General features: G+C 61.4%; 14 protein-coding genes and 1 tRNA gene. 5 read left to right on the top strand and 10 right to left on the bottom strand.

Features of this window, described 5'->3' with window-relative positions:
- Position 1: 1 nt before the first annotated feature.
- From JQS30_RS14165 to JQS30_RS14150, 4 genes are all read right to left on the bottom strand, one after another.
- The gene (locus JQS30_RS14165) at positions 2-754 is read right to left on the bottom strand and encodes an AAA family ATPase (protein WP_213170890.1); all 753 of its coding nucleotides are present in this window, start codon (positions 752-754) and stop codon (positions 2-4) included.
- A 16-nt stretch (positions 755-770) separates the two neighbouring features.
- Positions 771-1,736, bottom strand: coding sequence for a radical SAM/SPASM domain-containing protein (locus tag JQS30_RS14160; RefSeq protein WP_213170889.1), 966 nt, complete (start codon positions 1,734-1,736; stop codon positions 771-773).
- A 132-nt stretch (positions 1,737-1,868) separates the two neighbouring features.
- The gene (gene murJ, locus JQS30_RS14155) at positions 1,869-3,479 is read right to left on the bottom strand and encodes a murein biosynthesis integral membrane protein MurJ (protein WP_213170888.1); all 1,611 of its coding nucleotides are present in this window, start codon (positions 3,477-3,479) and stop codon (positions 1,869-1,871) included.
- A gap of 35 nt (positions 3,480-3,514) precedes the next feature.
- The gene (locus tag JQS30_RS14150; RefSeq protein ID WP_213170887.1) at positions 3,515-4,747 is read right to left on the bottom strand and encodes a helix-turn-helix domain-containing protein; all 1,233 of its coding nucleotides are present in this window, start codon (positions 4,745-4,747) and stop codon (positions 3,515-3,517) included.
- Between the two features lie 157 nt (positions 4,748-4,904).
- Between JQS30_RS14150 and JQS30_RS14145 the strand changes: the two genes are divergently transcribed.
- Positions 4,905-5,621 (top strand): hypothetical protein, encoded by a 717-nt coding sequence (locus tag JQS30_RS14145; protein WP_213170886.1) that lies wholly within the window; start codon positions 4,905-4,907, stop codon positions 5,619-5,621.
- Positions 5,622-5,808: 187 nt separating this feature from the next.
- On the opposite strand, the gene JQS30_RS14140 is transcribed toward JQS30_RS14145, so the two are convergent.
- The 4 genes from JQS30_RS14140 to JQS30_RS14125 all read right to left on the bottom strand — a co-directional run bounded on the left by JQS30_RS14140 (position 5,809) and on the right by JQS30_RS14125 (position 10,993).
- A tRNA-Ala gene (locus JQS30_RS14140) sits at positions 5,809-5,884 on the bottom strand.
- A gap of 112 nt (positions 5,885-5,996) precedes the next feature.
- Positions 5,997-7,547, bottom strand: coding sequence for a dolichyl-phosphate-mannose--protein mannosyltransferase (locus JQS30_RS14135; protein ID WP_213170885.1), 1,551 nt, complete (start codon positions 7,545-7,547; stop codon positions 5,997-5,999).
- A 233-nt stretch (positions 7,548-7,780) separates the two neighbouring features.
- Positions 7,781-9,922: a transglycosylase domain-containing protein gene (locus JQS30_RS14130; RefSeq protein ID WP_213170884.1), complete on the bottom strand. Its 2,142-nt coding sequence runs from the start codon at positions 9,920-9,922 to the stop codon at positions 7,781-7,783.
- Between the two features lie 411 nt (positions 9,923-10,333).
- Positions 10,334-10,993: a hypothetical protein gene (locus tag JQS30_RS14125; protein WP_213170883.1), complete on the bottom strand. Its 660-nt coding sequence runs from the start codon at positions 10,991-10,993 to the stop codon at positions 10,334-10,336.
- Positions 10,994-11,238: 245 nt separating this feature from the next.
- Here JQS30_RS14125 and metG point away from each other — a divergent pair, with 245 nt between their 5' ends.
- The 3 genes from metG to JQS30_RS14110 all read left to right on the top strand — a co-directional run bounded on the left by metG (position 11,239) and on the right by JQS30_RS14110 (position 14,832).
- Complete coding sequence (metG, locus tag JQS30_RS14120; protein ID WP_213170882.1) at positions 11,239-13,035, top strand: methionine--tRNA ligase; 1,797 nt, start codon at positions 11,239-11,241, stop codon at positions 13,033-13,035.
- A gap of 323 nt (positions 13,036-13,358) precedes the next feature.
- Complete coding sequence (locus JQS30_RS14115; protein ID WP_213170881.1) at positions 13,359-14,228, top strand: TatD family hydrolase; 870 nt, start codon at positions 13,359-13,361, stop codon at positions 14,226-14,228.
- Between the two features lie 409 nt (positions 14,229-14,637).
- Positions 14,638-14,832, top strand: a complete 195-nt coding sequence (locus tag JQS30_RS14110; protein WP_213170880.1) for a hypothetical protein — start codon at positions 14,638-14,640, stop codon at positions 14,830-14,832.
- A 197-nt stretch (positions 14,833-15,029) separates the two neighbouring features.
- Here the strand turns inward: JQS30_RS14110 and JQS30_RS14105 are convergent, their stop codons facing one another.
- Both JQS30_RS14105 and JQS30_RS14100 read right to left on the bottom strand, forming a co-directional pair.
- Positions 15,030-15,593 (bottom strand): rhodanese-like domain-containing protein, encoded by a 564-nt coding sequence (locus tag JQS30_RS14105; protein ID WP_213170879.1) that lies wholly within the window; start codon positions 15,591-15,593, stop codon positions 15,030-15,032.
- Between the two features lie 384 nt (positions 15,594-15,977).
- On the bottom strand, positions 15,978-16,640 hold the full coding sequence (locus tag JQS30_RS14100) for a hypothetical protein (RefSeq protein ID WP_213170878.1): 663 nt from the start codon (positions 16,638-16,640) through the stop codon (positions 15,978-15,980).
- A 580-nt stretch (positions 16,641-17,220) separates the two neighbouring features.
- On the opposite strand from JQS30_RS14100, the gene JQS30_RS14095 reads away from it, so the two are divergent.
- On the top strand, positions 17,221-18,513 hold the full coding sequence (locus JQS30_RS14095; RefSeq protein WP_213170877.1) for an MFS transporter: 1,293 nt from the start codon (positions 17,221-17,223) through the stop codon (positions 18,511-18,513).
- The last annotated feature ends 8 nt before the right edge of the window (positions 18,514-18,521 follow it).

The following is an 18,521-nucleotide window of genomic DNA, read 5'->3' as shown; positions in this document are numbered from 1 at the left end:
ATTACTCCTCCTCGTCGGTGGTGAGGTGGCGCAGGTAGGCGTTGGGGTTGTTGAGGTATCTGCGCCAGTGGTCGACCAGTTCTAGTTCTTCCCAGGTGGTGGTGTGGAAGCCGTGCTCGCCGATTTCGATGATGTCGGCCCCCGGGGTAGCGGCCAGGATGGGTGAGTGGGTCGAGCAGATCACCTGCGCCCCGGTTTTAGCCAAGTCGTGCATGAGCGCCACTAGCTGGAGGCATGAAGTAAAGGACAGTGCGCCTTCTGGCTCGTCCAGCACAAACAGCCCCGGTTCGCCAAATTGTGCGGCGAAGACGGTCAAGAAACCCTCTCCGTGGCTTTGCGCTGTGACGTCTTCTTCCCAGTAGCCGGGCATCCCCGAGACGGTGGCGAGGAGTCCGAAGGCAGTTTCGGCGCGCAAGAAGAATCCCTTCTTCTTGTTGCGGGGCCCGCGTTGCATTCGGGAACCGGCTGAGGTGTAGTCGAGTTTCATGACCTCACCCAGGGCCGTCTTTGGCCGGTCGTTGCCGTACTTGCGGCCTGCTCGCCCGCCGTAGGCGTCGAGTCCGAAGGCTTCGGCGATGGCCTCGACCAGGGTGGACTTGCCCGAGCCGTTCTCTCCGACCAGGAACGTCACCGGGGCAGAGAACGCCATGCCCTCGGATACGAGTTGCGATACGCACGGCACGGTGAAGGGCCAGGCGTCGACGTCCTGGCCCTCTAGGAGCGCTTCGGATACGAATGCGCGTTCTACCAGCACAGATGACCTCTCTTGATCAGGGTCGGTACGAGGGAGCACAGGTGCCCACCGGGCGGCAGTTCGCCGTGGGCCGACATGCCGGTGAACAGCTGGGTCCGCACTGCGGGTTGCACATGTTGGGTACACACGGAGCCTGATGCGATCCCCTGGCCTCAAAGTGGGCATCGAGTTCGTTGCGGACCCGGGCGTAATCCCTACCGGTGAGGATATCGCCCAACGGAGCTTCCAGGACGTTTCCTACGGCAAGCCAGCGGGAGAAAACGCACGGCCACATCTCCCCGGTGGCGCTGATGGCGAGGACGTCGTTGGTGCAGTTACCGCACAACTGGTCAATGCCCGCCTTCCCGTTCGATACGCCGCGTCCGACTCCGCGTAGGTGGTCGTGACCAATGTCGGTCACTCCCAGCGCTGCTAGTTCTTCGTGTGCCTGGTTGGTGCGTTGATCGTCGGTGAGGTTGACGATACCCACGCGCAGCGGAATCTCACGACGCAACGCTTCGGCGATATTGTTCTTGGTACGGGCGTGAGTATTGCGTCCAGTGACCCTGGCATGCTGGCTGGACCTGTCGGAGTAGTAGGAGCAGGCCAGGCGCACACCCTCACGGCCGAACGAGGACCACAACTGGTCACTGACGTGGACCAGGTTAGAGAAGACCTCTACCTCCAAGCCCCGCGCCGTGGCGTGTTCGATGAGAGCAGGCAGATCGGGGTTAAGCGTGGGCTCGCCTCCGATGAACTGCACCATTCCCGCTCCCAGATCGGCGACTTGGTCGATGACGCCAAGCCAGTCGTCACGCCTCATCGGACCGTGAGTGCCGTCGGGGCCGGAGTCGGCATAGCAATGTGTGCAGGCCAACTGGCACTTGCCAGTGATCTCCAACCACACGAATGCTAGATCATGACGGGTGGACGGCGTGATGGAATCGACGGTGTTGGGGTGCATGATGACGACCTCCAGATTGGTGCCGTAGCGGTCTCTCACGAGGCACTTTCGATATGAGTGCCGCGTGCCTAACACCGTTTAGGTTCCTGGGAAGTTGGCCCCGTGTCACCGTTGCGTCGTTGCGTTGTTTTGAAGCGCTGCTTGTTGCCAATGTCGGTAAACCGGGTCTAGTTAGGTGTTCCGGCTTTGGCTGGTTTGCTGGGTGTGGTGGTCGGAGACATCGGGTCGAATGCGGGAGACTGCTAGGCCGTAGACGGCCAGGAGAACTATTCCGCCAGCTATGAGTGCGGCGGCCATTCCGGCCTTTCCGGTGCCGAGAAGGTGCTGGCATGCGGTTGAGGCGACGGCTGCGGCCAACGCTGCGAGGACAGTGGCTCCGAGGAGTTTGACGATGACGGCAGGTTTCCACACGGGCCTAGTCTCGAGGCGTTGGCGCAGGATGAGGTGGCCAACGATCGCCGAGAGCACGAAGCCTGCGGCGTTGACGGCCATCAGTCCGGCTGGCACCCATGCAAGAGGCGCTAGCCAGAACACGAGTCCACAACCGGCAAGTCTGACCGCCGAAGAGACAGAAACAACAACGGTTGGCGTTTTCGGGTCGCCGAGGGCCAGCCAGGCGAAGAGTTGGAGGTGGCTAAAGGCGTATGGGATCAATGCCAAAGCGGCCACAGCCACCACGAGTCCGGTGTCGGCAGCGGCTTCGAGGCTGTAGTTTCCCCAGCCGAACAAGGTCACGGCCCCGGGAATGCCGAGAACCAGCATCCCTGCGGTCACCGGCAAGCCCGCGACCGTGATGTATCTCAGCGCGCGACTATAGGCCCCGAGCGTTCCGTGCGGGTTGTTGTTGGCGTTGTTCGACATTGCGGGGGTGAGCGCGGTGATCACGGGGAGCGCGACCACTCCGAACGCCATCATCAGCAACAGCCAGGCGTTGTGGTAAATCAACGTTCCCGGGCCGCCAGCGGCAGCGTTGGCGCGTGTAATCGCGATGACAGCAATGGTCGCGGCCTGGCCAACCGTGACGTATACGACCATCCACCCGATCGTTCCTGCCAGGGGACGCAGTCCCAAGCCTCGCAGCTGGATCTGCCAGCGCCACGGCACACCGACCCGTCGAAGTGCCGCGATGAGCAGGCCACACTGCCCAATAGCTCCCAGTAGGAGGGCACTGCCGAGCACCGCAATGAGGACGGAGTCGTTGTCAGAAACACCCGTGGCCAGCAGGACCAGAGCGGCCACGATGAGCACAACGTTGTTGACGGCAGGAGACCATGCGGGGAGTGCGAACGAGCCCCGGCTGTTCAAGATGGCAGTGGCGACCGCACCGATGCCATAGGCAGCCATTGCGGGCACGGTGAACAGCGCCAAAGCAACCGTCAGGTCTGCGCTGCGGCCTTCGGTCGCCGAGCCCCCCAACAGCGGCACGATGAACGGGACGGTCAATGTTGCTACTGCGGCGAGAATGACGAAGCCTGCCGCCGTCGTTGTCAAAAGGCGTTGGGCAAACCGAGCGCCGTTCGTTTGGCCCGACGCAAACGCCTTCATGAGGTATGGCACGAGAATCGCCGTACCGATTCCGCCTAGGACGATCTCGTAGACGACCGTTGGCAGCATTGTTGCCGTGGCGTAGGCGTCACCGGCAATGCCCGCTCCCAGCGCCGCCCCGATGGCGGCCGTGCGAACGAATCCGGTGACGCGACTGGACAGCGCCCCAACTGCGATGAACGCTGAGCGCGACAAGATGCCGTCCGAGCCCGCCGAGCCTTCACTGTGAAGTCTCATCAACCTGCCTAAGCGATAGAGGAACGTAAGGCGGGTCAGACTGGCTCAGGTCCGCCTCGAAGTGTGGCAATGGTCGACCGCAGCTCGTGGACACCGTCGTGGTGCCCAGCTTGCGAAGATGCCTCATCGAGGGACTTTAGCTCCCTGCCGATGCGAACCGAACGGGCGTCGGGTAGTTCGTTGCAGGTCGACCAGGCCAAGTCGAAACCGGCCTCCAGGTCCGCGTTATCCAAGCTCATTTGGATGACGGCGGCCCGCAGCGCTGACAGCGCGGTCGAGCGGCTGCGGTAAGGGGCACCCGCGTGCGCGGCGCGGGTCATGTGTTCGAGGGCGTTGTTTGCTGCGTCAGTTCCGCCGCTACGGAGGTACGTGAGGTAGTGGGCGAATCCAATCGAGGCATCGAGGCTTTCCGGCCCACGGAAAGACGGTAGCCAGGTCGGGTGCGGAAGGTCTGGCCGCGACTCGGTGGCTTCGGCGACGGCTCGTTCTGTCCAGCGTTCAACTAGGGACTGTTCTCCGAGAACTCCGTATGCCTCGGCACGAACCGCGTAGAGCGCCGCGCGGAGGGTAGGAACAACCTCAAGATCACGGGCTGCCTCTACGCAAGCCAGTGCTTCGGCGGGCCTCCGGCGGTAAACGGCGTGTCCGGCCATGTCGGAGAGCAGTTGAGCGGTTACGTGTGGGTCCCCGGCTTCCGTTGCCAGCGAAAGTCCCTGTTGGAAGAACGCCGTGGCGTGGTCGTGAAGGCCCACATTGAACGTTGCCCAGCCACAGCGGTCCGCCATGTACGCCGCGAGGCTGAGAAGCTGCGTGCGAGCCGCCTCGGTACGGGTGGTTTGAACCAACGAGGTAGCCCAGTTCAACAGAGCCGTCCCGGCTGCCAATACAGTTCGACCTCCGCCGCTGAGTTCCTGGTTTGTCCACGACGAGATCGCGATTTCAAGATCGCGAATATCGGCTTCTGAAACTGATCGTGGGACCTCGCCCAGCGCAGAGGTGTCCACACTCTTGGGTAGCGTCGCCCCCACCATTGCGATGAGCCCGCTACTGACAAGTTTCCGTCGATTCACGTCGTCCCAGTTCGTGGGGATCTCTAGGTCTGGACAGACCTGACGATAAGCCAAGAGAACAGATGGTGTGGCCACTCGTTGCCCAGTCTCGATCCGCGACAAGTGCCCCTTACTCAGACCCGTCCGCCGCGCCATCGTGTCAAGACCGATCCCCGCTTCGCGCCGCGCAGCTCTCAAGCGTGAACCTCGATCGTCCATCAACCGGTCCTCACTGTCATGGGGTTGCCTGCCGAAATTTGTTGCCGCAACGACGCAACGGTGACAACCAGCCCATTCGCTAGGAATCTAGATCGTATGACATGGATCGCACTCATGCATAGGCATGGGAACGGGAACGCTGAGACAGACCAATGGGGTGAACGATGAGCGAATCCGAGACGGCACTCTTGCCAGACCGGCTACGGCACGCCTTCTCCAAGCATGTGGACCGTTGCAGCCGTTGCAACCGGGCCGCAATGACCAACCGGCTGTGCGCAGCGTTCACGCGATGCGCACGGGGCCGCCAGCTAAACAAGCAACTAAAGCATTCGGTGAAGACGTGTATTCGCACCAAGCGGCGCATCGCATCACACAATGTAGCGGCACGCTGATGTCGATCCCGATTTATCACTTTTCAGTCTTGACTGGCCCTAGCGAGAAGTCCCGAGCCCGAACTGATGTCGACATCCACGGCTTGAGCCTGTGGTTGGAAGCCAAGCCCATATCTCCGCTCGTGATAGCGCGGTTTCGGAACCGAGCACACAGCATCGCGGCCATCATTCGTTTCTACGGCCAGCTTTACTCCTCACGCTCAGGAACCCAGCACTTCGAGCCTGAAATCTGCATCGAGGTAGGTCGCAAGTACGCGCCCCAATGGGAGATGCTACGAAGTTGGTGTGGTGCCGAGGCCCAAGCACGACACGATGAACTGGCTGAGCTTCGAGGCGAAGTAGCCCGCCTTTCGGGACTGGTGGCGGCAGCCATCACCGAACTCGACAAATCAGGCAGTCAGGGGGCGGCCCGGCGCATCGAGAGCGAACTCATTGTTCCCCTGAAACTCATCCGAGCATCGCAACGCCTAGCACATCGCTGAGGACGATGTCGTTACCCCGACCGCGATGTTTGGTTCTAACAACACCAAATTCGCCAGGATCAAGACGAGGTTGTTGACCGCAGGAGACAAGGAGCGGACACACATCAGGGCCGCCACGATGGACGGCCCAGCAAAGCGTAAACCCTGGAAGTTCTCTATCAAGGTCGAAGTTCGGATAAGAACTTTTTGGTGGAGCTAAGGAGATTCGAACTCCTGACCTTCTCATTGCGAACGAGACGCGCTACCAACTGCGCCATAGCCCCTAGATTGTGGTTGCGAGCAACGCAACGGCGCCAACTTTAACACACCGGGCGGCCCTGCCAGGGCGCGGCCAGGCCCTAATGTGGTCGAGATGACCAGTTCGTCGATCAAAGGTCAGATCCAGCGGGAGCCCAGCCACATTCTGGCTTGCCAGTCCTCATATGGCAGCGGGGTCCCGGTGTAGATGGGCCAGAAGTACGTGAAGCACAAAACGACGATGGCCACGTAAGCTCCCACTGTGAGCGCGCCGGTGAGGCGGCGTTCCATCGAAGCGGTCGGTGAACCCAGTATCAGCCCTAGGCAGACGACGACCGCGAGAATCATGAACGGTACAGCCGGGGCTGTGTAGAAGAAGAACATCGTGCGTTCGGGATACAACAGCCACGGAGCGATGCCGGCGGCAGCGGAGGCGAGGATCGCTCCGGCGCGCCAATCCCGCTTGGCCAGCCCCCACAGGGCGAGCGTGATCATGGCGGGGACGAACGACCACCACAGGACTGGCGTACCCAGCAGCAGAACTTCGGCGGCGCAGTTTTCGGCCTCGCATTCGACATCCGATGACCAGTAGAAGACCACGGGCCGCAGATTGAACAGCCACTCGGTGACCGTCGACTGGTAGCTGTGCTCGGTGGACAGGTTCGAGTGGAACCGCAGGATGTCCAGGTGGTACTGGAACCAGTTGATCAGTGCGCCGATCACCGGCGGTTCACTGTGCCCGTTATCGGCCAGCCAGTGGCGGAACGCGCCCTGCGAATTGGCGAACCAACCGGCCCAGGTGGCCAGGTAGGTCAATCCGGCGAGGGTGAAAAACGAAACGAGGTGCCCATAGGTGTTGATGAGGGTGTCACGTATTGGCTTGCGGGTACCGACGTGCACACGCAGCCGCCATTCCCACAAGCATAGGAGCGCGGCGAAGATGAGGAGGAACCACACGGCAGACCATTTGACGCTCAGCGCCGCGCCCAGGCAGACGGCGGTGAGGATGCGCCAGTATGGCCAGGCGAAGGCCGGGCGTCTGCGCAACGGGTTGAGCCCGCTGTCGAGCGCTCGTAGCCAGCGTTGCCGCTGCCATTCGCGGTCCCGGACCAGGCAGTAGAACGCCAGTAGGATCAATAGCGCCAGAAAGATGTCGAGCAGGGCCGCCCGTGACAGCACCAGGTGGCTGCCTTCGACAGCGAGCAGCAGCCCGGCGGTGAGTCCAAGCAGGAGCGAACCGGTCAGGCGGTAGGCCAGGCGGATGAGGACGAGAACCATGAGGGTTCCCGCGACGGCGGCGCTGATGCGCCACCCCAGTTCGTTGTAGCCAAAGACCGCCTCGCCAAGGGCAATGAACCATTTGCCCAGCGGAGGATGTGCCACATAGGCGGACATGCCTTCGGGCGCGTTCCACTCAACTCCATGTTGCAACATTTCATGGGCGTTTTGGGCGTAATAGACCTCATCGAACATGAGGCCGGGAGGGTGGGAGATGCCGATACGTCGCAGCAGGAAGGCGACGCCGGTGATCAGCCCTGTGAGTAGCCATCCTCCGCGCGGGATAGACGGTTGGAGTTTGCGCCGCAAGAGCGTCGAGGGCCCAGCTGGGCGCATGGGTTCCCAGTCGCGCGGCGGGATGAGGGCACGAACCGGCGCGTCGCTGAGGTGGCTTCGGTGGGCTGTGTTCACTGCGCACATGCTATCGGCTGGGCGCGAAGGCGTGATTCCCACGTGCCGCAGCGGCGCGTCACGACCGAACCAGAGGGCGGCCGCCGGTTTTCCACAGAGTTATCCACAGGCCACAACGAGTAGCTTGCGTAGTTTATGGCAACTTGGGAGGATTAAAGCGGGGGTCCCCACATCGAAGTATTCCCATGTCTGATGGTCAACTTCCCCGAAAACCCGCCGCCGTTCTCGATCCACTAGCGAAGCGCCGCCGGCGGCGGAGCGAACGAACCGGTCGGATTCGACTCCCACGCCGCTTTCAAGATCTCCGCCGAAGCCTGCGCAGGTAGCGGCGTCCGCGAGGACCCCACGTTGTTCTGCGGAGAATCCGGGTCGGCGATAAACGTCGCGATCGCGTGATTGGGAGTGAAGCCCGCGAACCAGCCAGTCGAGAAGTTGTCCGACGTACCGGTCTTGCCCGCCACTGGGCCGCCCACCATCGGCGCGATATACGAAGCGGTGGCCGAACCACAGTCACCCGAATCGGCCCCATAGCCGGTTGTGCAGCGAGAAGCATCGGTCGCCGCGCGCGCCACCTCAGCGTCGATCACCTGCTCGCAGTCAGACTCAAACTCGATGTCGCGATCATTTGTCTTCACCACGTCCACCGGCAAAGGATCACACAAAACGCCGTCAGCTGGCAGCACCGAATAGCTGTTCGCCACCTCCAACGGGTGGTTACTGGTCACGCCCAAGGTGAACGTTCCCCAACCCTGGGCGTTCGCCGCATGGCCCAAGTCCTCGGCCGTCCGCCACGAAATTCCCATCCGCTCGGCCACCTCAACGGCGCGATCCGCCCCCACAGCCTCCACTAGCTGCACGAAGTACGTATTCACCGAGCCGCCGAAACCCGAACGCATATCGTGGTTGCCCGCCATCGACTCATTGGCGTTGCTCGGGCACCACATGCCTCCACAATTGGGGTCCCCGCTGATGGGGTACTGCGACCGATACTGATTGGGGGAGTTGTAGTTAGTCGACAGCGGCATGTCCCGCTCCAGGGCCGCGATCATCGTGTACAGCTTGAAAGTCGACCCCGCCTGATAACCGGGCAGACCCGGCCCGCTGGTCAGCAGTGGATTCGTCGTATTGGGGTAGGAGCCCAGCTCGCCGTCCACCGACGTGTTCGGCCCGTTGTTCGTCGTGTTCGTCGAATACACCCGGTTGACCGCCATCACCTCGATACGGCCCGTTCCCGGCTCCACGACCACCGAACCCAGCGCATAGGGCGAATCCACCGCCAACTGGTCCTCAATCGCCGTTTGCGCCCGTGCCTGCAAATCCGCATCCAGCGTGGAGACGATCTCGTAGCCGCCCCGGTTCAGACGAGCCAAACGCTCCTCCGGAGAAGCACCGAAGGCTTCCTGCTGGGACCACCATTTCTCGAAGTAATCGGTGAAGAAACCCCAATTGGAGGAGTCGGCAGCCCCGCCGCCGACAGCCGGGCGCGGTTGAGGATTCAACGACAGGTCCTCATCAATGACCTGTTGGGCCTGCGCCCTAGTGATCACCCCAGCCGAGACCATCCGATTCACGACATGGTCGCGACGGTTTTTCGCCGCCTCCGAGGACCCATTGATCGGGTCGTACTCACTGGGCGACTGCACCAGTCCCGCCAGCAGAGCCGCCTCGTTCAAATCCAACTCTTGCGGGTCTTTGCCGATATAGAGCTGAGCCGCGGCTCCCAAACCGTAGGCGCCATTGCCGAAGTACACCGTGTTGACGTAGTTGAGAAGGATCTCCTCCTTCTCCATCGCATCCTCCACGGCCATCGCATACGCCATTTCGCGAATCTTGCGCGCCGGAGTGTCCTCCGTGGCCTGGTCCAGCTCCTCGGGAGTCAAGGCGTTGTAGGCCAACACCTGTCGCACATACTGCATGGTGATAGTCGAAGCGCCCTGTGAGACACCTCCGGCCGAATAGTTTGACACCGCAGCGCGCAAAACACCGGTCGCGTCGATCCCGTTATGCTCCCAAAACCGCGCGTCCTCCGTGGCCAGTAGCGCCTCCACGAACACATCCGGCAGATCCTCATACTCCAGCTCGACGCGGTATTGGTCGCCAAATGTGGCCAACTCCGTGACCCCGTCGGAGGCATACAGAGTCGAGGACTTAGGCGCTGGTGGCAAAACCATGTCCTCGGGCAGCTCCAGCACCTCCTCAGCACTGGCCTTGCCCAAGAACCCGACGGTGACGATGACCGGCATGATGCCCAGGGCGGCGATTAGACCGAAGGTGATCGACAACGGAACCAATTTCATCAGGGCTCGGCGCTGCGCAGGAGTGGAAGGACCGGGCCAACGTCCGGTCGTGTAGGTGGTCGTGCGTGCTGCCCCCATTGCTGCCCCCAATGGTTTAATTCGATCCCACAAGTCTGTCGCTCACAGGTGATGTCAAGGAGTGGTGTGGCCTCGTCGAGGCGCATGCCGGTGGGTGTGCATGCTTGCCGGTGAACAACACCGGCGTTCGCGTCGGCCTTGTCCGCACGTCGCAGTACTTGAGGCTGCTCCATGAGGAAACTTGCGACGTTCCCATCAGCTCGTTTGCTCTGCCGAAGTCCGCCGACAGGAGCTCACTTGAAAAGCCTCGTATTTTGCCCAGGGATATGGAGTTATCCTCACTTCGGCAAAGCTACTGGCAACGGCGCCAAGAATTGATTGTCGAGTTCCGCATGACTCAACGAGAAGCTGGTCTAACTTTACGCTAGCGGGCCGTGCCACGCGCGATTGCGCCCGAGCAGGTGGGTGAGGTCACCACGTCACGGCGAGCGTTGCCAGTAGGAGGACGACCGGGGCCGCAAAACACGACAACACCGCTAGCGCGCGCCGGGGCTTGTCCAGCCGCCACGCCCCCATCATCGGCACCAGTAGCAAGCCCCCCAACAACACCAGCGTGAACCCGGGAATCCACCGCAAGTGCAGACCCAGGGTGTCGCCGTTGTACGCGGTGGTGGCCGAGGAGCCCGTCACGACTGCCTGGATCTCATCCCCGGCATCCAGGGCGGAACCGTCCGGCAACGTCGGGTTTCCCGTCAACCTCACTCGTTCGAGTGCCAGGTCGGATTCGGCGGAGTCGAATGTGCCGATACAGCGGGGGGCGAAGTCGCCTCCTTCGCACCTGTCCACCGTGACGGTGCCGGACTCAGACTTGCCCACGCCCAGCCAGAATGGTTCGGCCGAGACCACGGCGAAGAACACCATGAGGCACCCGATCACGATCAGCCCCGGCAGGGCCAGAAGGGGTCGGCGCATGCGCTGTTCGGTGGGCTTGGGGGTCTTTGGCGGTTTGAAAGTGTTTTTGTCTCCCGCCCGCTCCCACACCGACCGGATGGCGTCCAGACTGTCGGTCTGATCGCCGATCCGTCGTTGTGCGGCGACCTCGACTGGGGGAGTGTGGCGGGTTTCAGACATATAGGTATTGCACCATTGTCTATGCCTGTTTGGAGGGAAATCGCCCGGCTATGCCTCAAATAGCGGATATTTCTCGGGCCCGCCCTCGATCGTCGCCGATAGAATCCGCGGTGTTTTTCGCTACGCAGCGTCGCCCGTGGCTACCGTGGGTATCCACGGGCGCGACCTTCTCACATGATGGCATGCATGTGGTCTAAGCTGCGGCCTTGAAATTAGATCAGGTCCCTACCTATAGGATTAATCCCATGACCAATGTATTGACTGCGCTGGCGTGGCCCTATGCGAATGGCCCGCGCCACATCGGACATGTAGCCGGATTCGGAGTTCCCGCCGACGTCTTTTCCCGCTACATGCGAATGCGCGGTCATGATGTGCTCATGGTGTCGGGAACCGACGAGCACGGGACGCCGATCCTGGTGCAGGCCGACGCGGAGGGCATTTCCGCGCAAGAGGCGGCCAGCAAGTACAACCGGGTGATCGTGGAGGACCTGCACGCTTTGGGTCTCTCCTATGACTTGTTCACCCGCACGACCACTGGCAACCATTACGCGGTCGTGCAGAAGCTATTCGGTGCGTTGTGGGACAACGGCTACATCACCCAGAAGGTGACCGAGGGAGCGATTTCCCCGTCCACGGGTCGTACGCTGCCTGACCGGTATATCGAGGGCACGTGCCCGCACTGTGAGTACGATTCTGCCCGCGGTGACCAGTGCGACAACTGCGGACGTCAGCTTGACCCGACTGATCTGATCGACCCGCGATCCAAGATCAACGGGGAGACGCCGAAGTTCATCGAGACCGAACATCTGTTCCTCGACTTGAGCGCGTTCGCCGATGTGCTGAACTCCTGGCTTGACACGCGGGATGGTTGGCGGCCCAACGTGGTGCGGTTTACGAAGAATCTGCTGGAGGACCTTCAGCCGCGCGCGATTTCGCGCGATCTGGACTGGGGTGTGCCGGTGCCGTTGCCTGAGTGGGCCGACCGCAGCGATAAGCGACTGTATGTGTGGTTCGACGCTGTCATCGGCTACTTGAGCGCTTCCATCGAGTGGGCGCGCCGTTCGGGAGACCCCGATGCGTGGCGCAAATGGTGGAACAACCCTGAGTCGCTGGCCTATTACTTCATGGGTAAGGACAATATCGTCTTTCACTCGGAGATCTGGCCGGCGATGCTGCTGGGCGCTAACGGCAAGGGCGCGCATGGCGGCACCGCTTCCGAAGAACTCGGCGAACTGGAGTTGCCCACTGAGGTCGTCTCTTCGGAGTTCTTGACCATGGAGGGCAAGAAGTTCTCCTCTTCGCGCAGCATCGTCATCTACGTTCGGGATTTCCTGGAGCGCTATTCAGCTGACGCGTTGCGTTACTTCATTTGCGTGGCGGGCCCTGAAAATCAGGACACCGACTTCACGTGGACGGAATTCTTGCGGCGTAATAATGACGAGTTGGTCGCCAGCTGGGGCAACCTGGTTAACCGTTCGGTGGCTATGGCTGCGAAGAACTTCGGTGAGATACCGCAACCTGGCGAGCTTGAGCAAATCGACCGGGAGCTGTTGGACACGACTGCTGCGGCTTTTGAGCGCATCGGCGACCTGATCGCGTCCAATCGCATTAAGGCGGCGATCGGTGAGGCCATGCGCACAGTCGCGACGGCGAATAAGTATCTGGCTGACACGACTCCGTGGAAGCTCAAGGATGACAAAGAGCGGATGGGTACCGTTTTGCACACCGTCTTGCAGGCGGTTTCGGATCTGAAGACGCTCCTTAGCCCGTTCTTGCCGCATTCGTCGCAGGTTGTGTACGAAATGCTCGGTGGTGAGGGCACTTTTGCCCCGATGCCGCGCATCGAGGAGGTCACGGACTTGGATGAGGGCGGTGCGGTCGGCAACGACGGCCGGTATTCGATCCTGACCGGCGACTACTCTGATGTCCCCGCGTGGGAGTCAGTACCTATCACGGTTGGCACGCCATTGCGCAAACCGACGCCTCTGTTCACGAAACTCGACCCGTCGATCGTGGACGAAGAGCTGGAGCGTCTGGCCTAAGAGCTCTAAGCCTGTGCGAGGCCGGACGCCAGCCAAACTATGCGGCTGGCGTCCGGCCTCGCAATCTGAGTAGATGTCGACGTTGTGTCTGGGGCTGGATGCCACACCGTAGGAACAACGTTGCCTCGAGAGACACTGGACCATAGAGGCTTATGCAAAAGCCGCTTTCGGTGTTCTCGCCAGCTCGCTTAGGAACGCAAACTTCGCCTCCTGTGGCCTTGAATACGCACTTTTGCACCAGCCTCTTCGTTGTTTCCTGGCTGCCGGTCTCATGCGGCCAGTATTCGTTCGACCGGCTGGGGCGCACATGGCACAGTTGAGTCATGTCCAAAGCCAAGAAGCCGCGCACGATTACTCCACCTCCGCCTCTACCGGCGCCGATTGTCGACAGCCATACTCACCTCGACCTGGTGGTGCCCGGGTGGCCGCCGCGCCACGAGGACATTCCGGCGCCGAATAATCCGGCTATCACGGGTTTCCTCGACGCCGCTGAGTCGGTGGGTGTGAAGGGGGCCGTGCAGGTGGGTACGGGGGTTGCTTCCTCCCAGTGGGCTGCTGAACTGGCCGAGCTCGATTCGCGGGTGGTCGCGGCGGCCGCGTTGCACCCCAATGAGGCTCCCTTGAGTTCGGACCTTGCCTCAGACTTGGCGGCGATCGATAAGCTCGCCTCGCTTTCTCGGGTGGTTGCCATCGGGGAGACCGGTATGGACTTCTATCGCACTGAGCCGCAGGGCCGGGCCCAACAAGAGGAGTCGTTCCGCGCCCATATTGAGATCGCGAAGAGTCGCGACAAGACCTTGGTGATTCACGATCGTGACGCGCACGAGGATGTTTTGCGGGTACTCGATGAGATGGGGGCTCCGGAGCGGGTCGTCATGCACTGCTTTTCGGGCGATGCGGATTTCGCGCGCGAATGTGGTCGGCGTGGTTTTTACATGTCGTTCGCGGGGAATGTGACGTTCAAGAACGCGGCGATGCTGCGTCAGGCTGTCGCTGCCGCGCCGCGTGAATTGATCCTGGTGGAGACTGATGCGCCGTTTATGGCCCCGGTGCCGGTGCGTGGGGTCAGTAATACGCCGCAGTTGGTCGCATATACGGCCATGTTCTTGGCCGAGCAGCTAGACATTGGCCTGGCTGCCTGGTGTGAGCAGCTGGATAGCAATATCAGGGGCGCGTTTGGTACGTGGGTTTAGCGATTGTCGTTGGCGGCCAGTTGAGACCGATGCCAGGCGAGGGCCGGGTTCCTCTTGAACCCTATAGAGACGACTTTCATACCTGGTTGTGAGGCTTCAGGGCGCTCGATAACGGGTCGAGGACGTCGCAGGATCTTGCGCATCTGTGGTTGAGCCGGTCCAACAGTGGGTCCGCTAGGCCTCGCCGCCGGAGGCGTACATGTTGTGAGCCTTAGGTGAATCTTGCCCTCAGCCGAAATGGTTCGGCGGGACTGAGATTTTTCTAAGTGATCGTCCCAGCGCACAGCTTCGCGGAGGGACCTGATATCGCTTTCTTGATAACTGAGGGTGATGTGACTATCGCCCTCAGAGTTTTTCTCAGATACGCTGCAGGTATCCCTATAATCCCTGTTCCTGGCAGGAGTTTTGTATGAACGAGTATGCGCCCCTTTTGTTTATTCTGGCGGTCCTGGGCATCGTTTTCTACCTGTTCTACCAAAGGCCGCAACGTGGTTCGGGCGGCGATGGTGCGGCGGCCGGAATGAGCGGGCAGCGTGAGAAGTCCCATGACCATGGAAGTTCCGACAGCGGTTCGGGCGACGGTGGAGGTGGAGGGGGCGAGTAGTTCGCGATCGTCGCTCCCAGAGGCCCCGAGTCCCAGGCGCCCTAAACTGCGCATATGTAGGCCAAGTGGTAAGAGGCGGTCCTCCACGATGTGAACTGGTCCCCGGAAGTTGGACTGAGAAATGAGTTCCGACTTCTGGGGACCAGTTCAGATGAGTGGGGACCGCCTCTTACTGCTACGACAGGAGGGATGAGTGGCTAGGCGCTTTTGGTCAGTGGTTCCAAAGACGGAGCCTCCGCGTTGGCTCGCGGTCGATTCCAGGGAGCTTTAGACAGCAGGATGCCCATACCGCAGAAGTTGCTGATGGCCGCAAAGACCAGGCCCGCCCCGATAAAGGCAGCGCCCCACTTCAACGGTTCGAACGCCAGGCTTCCCAACACGAAGAGCAAGACGATAAGGCCAGCGGTGAATCGGACTTGGCGTTCGAGGTCCCAGGTGCCACCCTTCGACTCTTCGACTGGATTCCCGGCCGAAGCCCAGGCGTGGAGGCCACCATCGAGGACCACGACATTGCGCCAGCCATGTGCCACCAGGATCTCGCGAGCCTGGTGAGAGCGGGGCCCAGCGGCGCACGTCAGGACTACGGTGTCGTCATGGGAAGCGGCCAGGTTGGCCTTTTCCCTTTGCAAAAGATCGAGCGGGACGTTATGCGAGCCGGGGATGCGCTTGGCGGTGAACTCGCCGGGCGAACGCACATCGATGATGCGGGCGCGGTTTTCGATCAGTTCTTCAGCGGTGGCCGTGTCGACTGTGGCAGTCATTGGGTTTCTCTCATCTCTGGGCGAGGGTGTCTCGGGGCAGTTCCTCAAAGGGCGTGGATGTGGCGGCGAACGTCAGTATGTGGTGGCTTTGATCCTCAACGGCGTTGAACCGCCCACACGGGCGACCACGGATGGTAACCATTGTGGCAGCGTTGTGGATCTCCTGCCACATCCTAGACGGCAGGCTGTTGGCAAAATCGCAGGTGGGGACAGGGAGTCTCGCCTCTTGGCGGGAGTGGAGGTCACGTGCGTGCGGCAAAATCCCTTTTCAGAGCTTCCGTCACCGCGCACCGCCCCTTTTATCCCGTGATGCGGAACGGTGATGCTGGTGAAGGAGCCGATGTCCGGGCGCGTTATGCCCAGGCATTCGTCGCCACGCGGCCCCTATCGAGTGATGAGGTCGTGGGGGAGACTGGGCGGATCGAGCAACCCAGTCTCTATCATCGGAGTGTTCACCGGGGCGGACTCTTCGGGGCCGGGGACCGTGACTCCAGCGGCCTCATAGGCGTCGAGCATGTCTTGCAGCTCGGCGTTGAGGGTGATTCCCTCGATTGGCCTCAGCGGCGAGGCGTGCTCGCTCGGTAGTGAGTACAGGGACATGAGCGCGGCGGGCTCTCCAGGCTCGGCGACTTCTTGGACCCGGAGCCGAAATGACACGGTCATGTTGTCGAACTCGTTGACGCCCATGATGGTGCAGTCAAGCGCATCGGCCTCAACCAGGCATACGTGTTCTTGGGCTTCGGCTACGGCCGGGCCATAACCGTAGTCAAGCAACTGCACCCACATGTCGCGGAGTACACCGTAGGCGTCGCCGGTGACGATCCCGACGGCTTCGGAGAAGTCGTTATGGGCGTCAACCCAGGCGACTTCGGTCCCCTCAGGCACCTTCCACGGCTCGAACAGGTCCTCACCCGCTTGTAGGTAGTAAAGCCGGTCGAGTTCTTGGCCGCCGTGTTCCTCGGCCTGAGCGCGCTCCCACGTTGAGGTCTCACTAGCGCATCCAGCGCCAAGCGCCGCCACGCAACCCAGGGCCAGAATGGTTCTCACTGTCCTTGCTGTCGCCATTTCAATACGGTAACGGCGCGAGCGCCCCATGTGCGGGATGACGCACCGGGGGATGCCAATGGGGGGAGGGGGTATCGTCGAGAGTCGGCGCGGTGGCATCTGAAAAGATGACATCAGCGCGTTAGATCACTACAGTAAGACGATAGATTTGTCTCTAATCAGGAGATTGAACGTCTCTCAAAAGCCCGGTTCAGGTTTGGCCCGCAACGAGGACGGTGGGATGCCAGTGCCTGGCCAGGCGGCGGCGCTAGCTCACGCTCAACGGGCGTGGGCGAGCCACCCAGGTCGCCCAGGCGCGACATGTCGCCTCCGCGGCAGAAACGAGAACCTGAAACGAACTTGAGGACCCGATCTCGCTACGAGCCACGCGATAGTCGAGAAGAGACACACAAGAGGTAACGAACCACTGCCTGGCAGCGACCAGGCCCGAACAAAACCGGATGGCACTTTGCGGTAAGAGTTCCCGATATCCCTCTTGTGGTTCCCTTCCCAAAACACCCCATTCCGGATAGTCTCAGGCGTGACCGACTCCGTGTCACGCCCTAGAAAGGACACACTCCTCGTGTCGGACACCCACGCTAAGAACGGCGGAGCTGAAAGCGGCGATGTCGGCAAGAGCCCCGGTAGCGATGAAGAAGAGGCCGCGAAGTTCTCTGAAGTCCTCGGCAACCGAGAAGCCGCCGGTTTGCTTGCGGCCTTCAGCCTTTCCACCGCTGGCTCCATGCTGATGCGAGTGGCATTGACGTTTCTCGTCTTCAATGCCACCGACTCGGCCATTCTGGCCACCCTCGCCTTCGGTATCACCTACGCCCCATATCTGGGTTTCGCGCAGGTCCTCGGGGCGTTCACCGACCGCTTCCCGTATAAGAGGGTCATGATCACCGCGGACGTGGTGCGGGCGATCCTCATTGGCTTCGCCGCCATCCCCGGTATCCCGATCCCGCTGCTGATAATCATCGTCTTCCTGTCGTCGATGCTGCTGCCCGCCTACCACGCGGCACGTACCGCGATGCTGCCGCAAATCCTCAAAGGCGAAAAGCTCTCCACCGCAATCGCCCTCAACATGAGTGTCAGCCAAGCTTCCCAGCTGACCGGATACTTCCTGGGCGGAGTGCTGGCCGCCCTGAACCCACACATCGCCCTCGGCATCAACGCCGCAGCGTTCGCCGTCGCGGCGATAGTCGTACTATTGCTGGTTGACCACCGACCGGCCACGATCCCGAAAGAACGCAAGAACCTCCTGATAGAAACCGTCGACGGATTCAAACTCGTCTTCACGGACAAAATGCTATGCGCCATCGCGCTAGCGGTGTTCTTCCTCGTGGCATTCACCATCGTGCCCGAAGGCGCGGCGGTACTGTGGGCCGATCACCTCGACGGTGGCGCGATCCTCCAAGGCTCCATCATGGCGGGTTCTCCACTAGCGGCGATCATCTCAGCGGTGGTGTTCACACGGTTCATCAAGCCAGCGACCCGGCGAAAGATGATGAAGCCGATGCTCTTCATCGCCCCCTTGTCGCTCGTGCCCGCACTGCTGGACCCGCCAGCGGCTGTCGTCATCTGCATCGCGATCGTGTGCAACCTCATGATCGGGGTACTGGCCTCACTCAACGCCACGTTCAACCGAGCCGTCCCGGACGGATATCGAGGACGCACGAACACGATCATGATGGGCGGAATGTCGCTCATCCAAGGTCTGTCGGTGGTCGGCGTGGGCCTAGTCGTCTCAGCGGGAATCTCGGTACCGACCGCTGTGGGCTTGTGGGGCATCGTCGGCGTCTGCGTCATGGGTGCGCTGGTGCTCATCTGGCCAACCCCAGAACAGTTCCGACAAAGAGAAGCGCAAAGCGCCTAACCCCTGCA

Source organism: Natronoglycomyces albus, from assembly GCF_016925535.1.
Lineage (GTDB): Bacteria > Actinomycetota > Actinomycetes > Mycobacteriales > Micromonosporaceae > Natronoglycomyces > Natronoglycomyces albus.
The sequence above is the reverse complement of the archived record's forward strand: the minus strand, read 5'-3'. Positions and strand labels throughout refer to the sequence as shown.

What these genes read in the sequence shown, in the direction of transcription:
- murJ (WP_213170888.1), bottom strand. Translation starts at nt 3,479, where the DNA reads ATGAGACTTCACAGTGAAGGCTCGGCGGGCTCGGACGGCATCTTGTCG.
- JQS30_RS14150 (WP_213170887.1), bottom strand. Translation starts at nt 4,747, where the DNA reads ATGGACGATCGAGGTTCACGCTTGAGAGCTGCGCGGCGCGAAGCGGGG.
- JQS30_RS14130 (WP_213170884.1), bottom strand. Translation starts at nt 9,922, where the DNA reads ATGGGGGCAGCACGCACGACCACCTACACGACCGGACGTTGGCCCGGT.
- JQS30_RS14125 (WP_213170883.1), bottom strand. Translation starts at nt 10,993, where the DNA reads ATGTCTGAAACCCGCCACACTCCCCCAGTCGAGGTCGCCGCACAACGA.
- metG (WP_213170882.1), top strand. Translation starts at nt 11,239, where the DNA reads ATGACCAATGTATTGACTGCGCTGGCGTGGCCCTATGCGAATGGCCCG.
- JQS30_RS14115 (WP_213170881.1), top strand. Translation starts at nt 13,359, where the DNA reads ATGTCCAAAGCCAAGAAGCCGCGCACGATTACTCCACCTCCGCCTCTA.
- JQS30_RS14110 (WP_213170880.1), top strand. Translation starts at nt 14,638, where the DNA reads ATGAACGAGTATGCGCCCCTTTTGTTTATTCTGGCGGTCCTGGGCATC.
- JQS30_RS14105 (WP_213170879.1), bottom strand. Translation starts at nt 15,593, where the DNA reads ATGACTGCCACAGTCGACACGGCCACCGCTGAAGAACTGATCGAAAAC.